3 protein-coding genes are annotated in these 3,936 nt (G+C 59.9%); 2 read left to right on the top strand and 1 reads right to left on the bottom strand.

Annotated elements, in window-relative coordinates; translation table 11 throughout:
- Positions 1-719, bottom strand: a 719-nt coding sequence (locus ACY69P_RS14925; protein ID WP_462328047.1) for a thioredoxin family protein, incomplete at its 3' end; no start/stop codon positions are given.
- Between the two features lie 239 nt (positions 720-958).
- On the opposite strand from ACY69P_RS14925, the gene ACY69P_RS14920 reads away from it, so the two are divergent.
- Positions 959-2,557: a DNA repair protein RecN gene (locus ACY69P_RS14920; RefSeq protein ID WP_462328046.1), complete on the top strand. Its 1,599-nt coding sequence runs from the start codon at positions 959-961 to the stop codon at positions 2,555-2,557.
- 224 nt (positions 2,558-2,781) lie between these two features.
- A partial coding sequence (locus tag ACY69P_RS14915) for a PhoH family protein (RefSeq protein WP_462328045.1) occupies positions 2,782-3,936 on the top strand: 1,155 nt, incomplete at its 3' end.

Genomic DNA, 3,936 nt, shown 5'->3' with positions numbered 1-3,936 from the left:
ACGTTGTCGTCCTTTGGCTCGGCCATGGCGTGTTGCAACTCATCGGCGGACTTGAGGGAGACCAACTCGGCAACGAACCGCTCCTCGGGGTAGAGGCCGCGCTGCTCGAACGTTTCGTTAATTATGGTCTTGGGCAGGGCATTAGCGCTGTACTTTTCGGCGAGGTCAGGGTTCTCGCCGGTCTCCACGCACTCGGCGGAGACAAGGTCGGGGCGGTGCATGGCGGCGCGGAAGGCATTACTCACCTGTCCGGGACAGTACGGGCACGTGGGACTGACGAACACCTTCACCGCGCGCTCTTCGTCCAACTCCTTCATAAGGTCGGCGGACACATCCGAGAGGCGGCTCTCGCCAAAGGACAGCAGCATCACCGCTTCAATGAAAGTACGGGCCTCCTCGCCGAGGGGCGCGCCGATGTAGCGCAGGCGCACGGCGTCCGGCTGCAGGACCACGGTTGGCGAACGCGTGACGTCGCGCTCTTTCGCATGGTCGGAATCGCAGTCGTGAAAGGTAACGGCAATTTTGTCTGAAAGCCGTCCAAGGTCGCGGCAGAAGCCGGTTGTGGCGTCATTATAGGGATCGTTCTCGCCCTTGCGGGTAAAGACCTCGATGGCCACGTCGCCCTTCAGGTCTGCAAAAGCTTCCTCAAGGTGCTTGCGGCTTTCCTCGGGAATGAACCAATCGCCGGAGTCGGCGGAGTATTCTTCTGGTGCAGTCATTAGCATTCTCCCTCTGCATAAGTGGCCGGTTCTTCTGGGAGTTCACGAAATCTCCACATGCCGGGGCGTAAACCCCATATCCTCCTCAGACTATCACCCGCTACGGGACCGCACAAGCCTTTCCGGCTGTCTGCGGCGCCACTCGCAGGCGCACTTTTGTTTTCGCTGGGCACGGCTACCCGGGGAATAGGGATTGGCAAAATCACATCCCCAAGGTACAGTCCGCTCCGGGTGAAATCATGCTAGAATACCTTCGCATACAACATCTTGCACTCATAGATGATCTTGAGTTGGACTTTTCCCGTGGGCTGAACGTGCTCACGGGTGAGACTGGCGCTGGCAAAAGTTTCATCCTGCGCGCCATCAACTTCCTTACCGGCGACAAGCTGGGCCGCGACATGGTGCGCCCCGGCAAAGACAAGGCCGTGGTGGAGGCCGTCTTTAATGTGGACGGCGAGGAACGCATCCTGCGCCGCGAGCTCTCCGCCGAAACGGGCCGCAGCCGCCAGTTTGTGGACGACAAGCTCAGCTCGCAGTCCGTGGTCCGCGAACTGCGCCCCAGCCTGCTGCTGCACACCAGCCAGCACGGCCAGCAGCGTTTGCTGGCCCCGTCCTATCAGGGCAAAGTGCTGGACACCTTCCTGCCCGACCGCTCCCTTGTGGAAGAAAAAGACCGCCTGCTTGGCGCAATGACCGCCCTCATCAAGGAGCGCGAGCACCTCACCCAGCGCATCCGCGAACTGTCCGACAAGCGCGAATTTCTTGAGTTCCAGCTAGCGGAAATCGAAAAGGTGGACCCGCAGCCCGGTGAGGAGGATGAACTCCTTGCCAGCAAGCAGTCGCATCAGGAATCCGCACAGGCCGAGCAAGCCATTGAGGGCGCCCTGTCCGTCTTCTACGGCGAGGACGGCGGCCTTGTGGACCGCATCGCCTTTCTCTCGCGCGAATTGGAGCACCTTGCGGACCTTGATGAAGACTGGCGCGAGGACGCTGAATCCGCCGAGGAAATCCGCCTACGCCTCAGGGACCTGGAAAACCGCCTGCGCGGCGCAGACCGGGGGAACGGCGGGGACGCCGACATTGAGCACATTGAAGCGCGCCTGTTCGAAATCGCCCAGCTCAAACGCAAGCTGAACCGCACCCTTGAAGAGATTGTCGACTTCAGGACTGAAATCGACAACAACATTTCCTTTCTCGACTCCTGCACGCTGGATCTCAAACAGCTGGAAAAGAAGCAGGACGAACTGTCCGCGGAACTCGGCGGCGTGCTGGAACAGCTGAACAGCGCGCGCAGGGGCGCCGCCGGAGAGCTTGCAGGCGCCCTCGCCACGGACCTGCGCGGCCTCGGTTTCAACGAAGCCGTCGACGTGGAGTTTGAGTTTCTGCCCACGGAAGTTGCCCCCGGCCTGTATGAGGACCGCCCGCGCTTGCTGTGGATTCCCAACCCCGGGCAGCATCCTCAGCCGCTGGACAAAATTGCCTCCGGCGGTGAGCTGTCGCGCTTTTTGCTTGCCCTTGTAGGCCTCATGACGCGCGAGCGCATCCCCACACTCATCTTTGACGAAGTGGACGCCGGCATCGGCGGCCTCACCCTCAACGCCGTGGCCGACCGCATCGCCGCCCTCGCAGACAACCGTCAGGTCATTCTCATCACGCACTGGCCGCAGCTGGCGTCCCGCGCCGCGCGGCATTTTCAGGTTTCCAAGCACATCATGGACGGCGCCACCCACGTCACCTGCCAGCGCCTCGACGACGCCGAAGTCTTTGCCGAACTCGTCCGCATGGCGGGCGGCGGCGCACAAGGCGAAGCCATGGCGCGCCAACTCACCTCCTCCTAAGCATCTTTGCCTTCCGTCACCAGTGCGTCATGTTTTGTATGACAATCTGGTGACGGGAATATGAAAAAGTCCAGTCTCTTTCTGGACTCTGTTTACACAATTCCTCCGCTGTCATATCCTTTCTGCAAATCCGGGCCTATCGTCCCCCGGATCGTCGCATGTGGTCGAGGCCTGTTACAAAGGCCCGCCCCCGGGCCTGAAACCCCCAGCCCAAAGGAAAGGACGTGTCCACACAGCACAGCGCGCCCAAGAACTATGTGGTTGATACGAACGTCCTCATCGAAAATCCCCAATCCATCATTAACCTGCGAAACGGCAGCGACAACAACATTTACATTCCCTACCACGTCCTCATTGAACTGAACCAACTCAAGACCAACCCGCGCCTGCGGCACATCATCGCCAAGGTCATAGACCAACTGCTGGAGCACAAAGACAACATCCGCTTCATCCGCAACGGCTCCAGCTCCTCCCGCTTTACGGACGAACTCGTCGACAACTACATCCTCAAGGAAATTCAGTCCTCCACAGACATCGAAGACCCCATCCTCGTCACCAACGACCGCATCCTCCGCCTGCAAGCCTCCATGCTGGACATCGCCAGCGAGGAGTTTCGGGACTCCAAGCCCTTCGAATCCGAATCACAGCTCTACACCGGCTTCTCCGACGCCGACGCCCCGCTTCCCAACAGCTTTACATGGCAGGACGGCAAACCCGTGCTGCACTCCCCAAAAGGCGACAAGGCCATCACCTACCAGCATGACGTCTGGAACACCCGCCCCCGCTCCGTCTATCAGAACCTCGCGCTGGAACTCATGCTCAACGCCGACATCGACCTCGTCTCCGTCCAAGGCGAAGCCGGATTCGGCAAGACCTACCTCGCCCTCGCCGCCAGCCTCTACCAAGTGCTGGAACAAAAACGCTTCAACCGCATCATTCTCCTTAAACCAACCATCGAACTCGGCGCCAAGATGGGCTTTCTGCCCGGCGACATCGAAGAAAAAATGCAGCCCTACGTCCGCTACATCAAAGACCTGCTGCTCAAACTGCACTCCGCACGCCCGGCAAACCGCCTTTTCATCGACCCCAAAGCCGAGCCCCTGCGCTTCAACCCCAAAAAATTCGAAATCCTCCCCCTCGCCTACATTCGCGGCATGAACATCGAAAACGCCTGCGTCATCATCGACGAAACACAAAACCTCTCACGCGTCGAAATCCGCGCCCTGCTCACCCGCATGGGTGAAAACGTCAAGTGCATCTGCCTCGGCGACACAAGCCAGGTCGATAACCCCTACCTCAGCGTCGCCAACAACGGCCTCAACTGGGTCGTGCGCAAGTGCAAAGGCGCCGATAACTACGCCCACCTCGTCCTCAAAGGC

The organism is Desulfobaculum sp. (assembly GCF_054921475.1).
The sequence above is the reverse complement of the archived record's forward strand: the minus strand, read 5'-3'. Positions and strand labels throughout refer to the sequence as shown.

Excerpts from the sequence above, each read along its gene's own strand:
- ACY69P_RS14920 (WP_462328046.1), top strand. The coding sequence starts at position 959 with ATGCTAGAATACCTTCGCATACAACATCTTGCACTCATAGATGATCTT.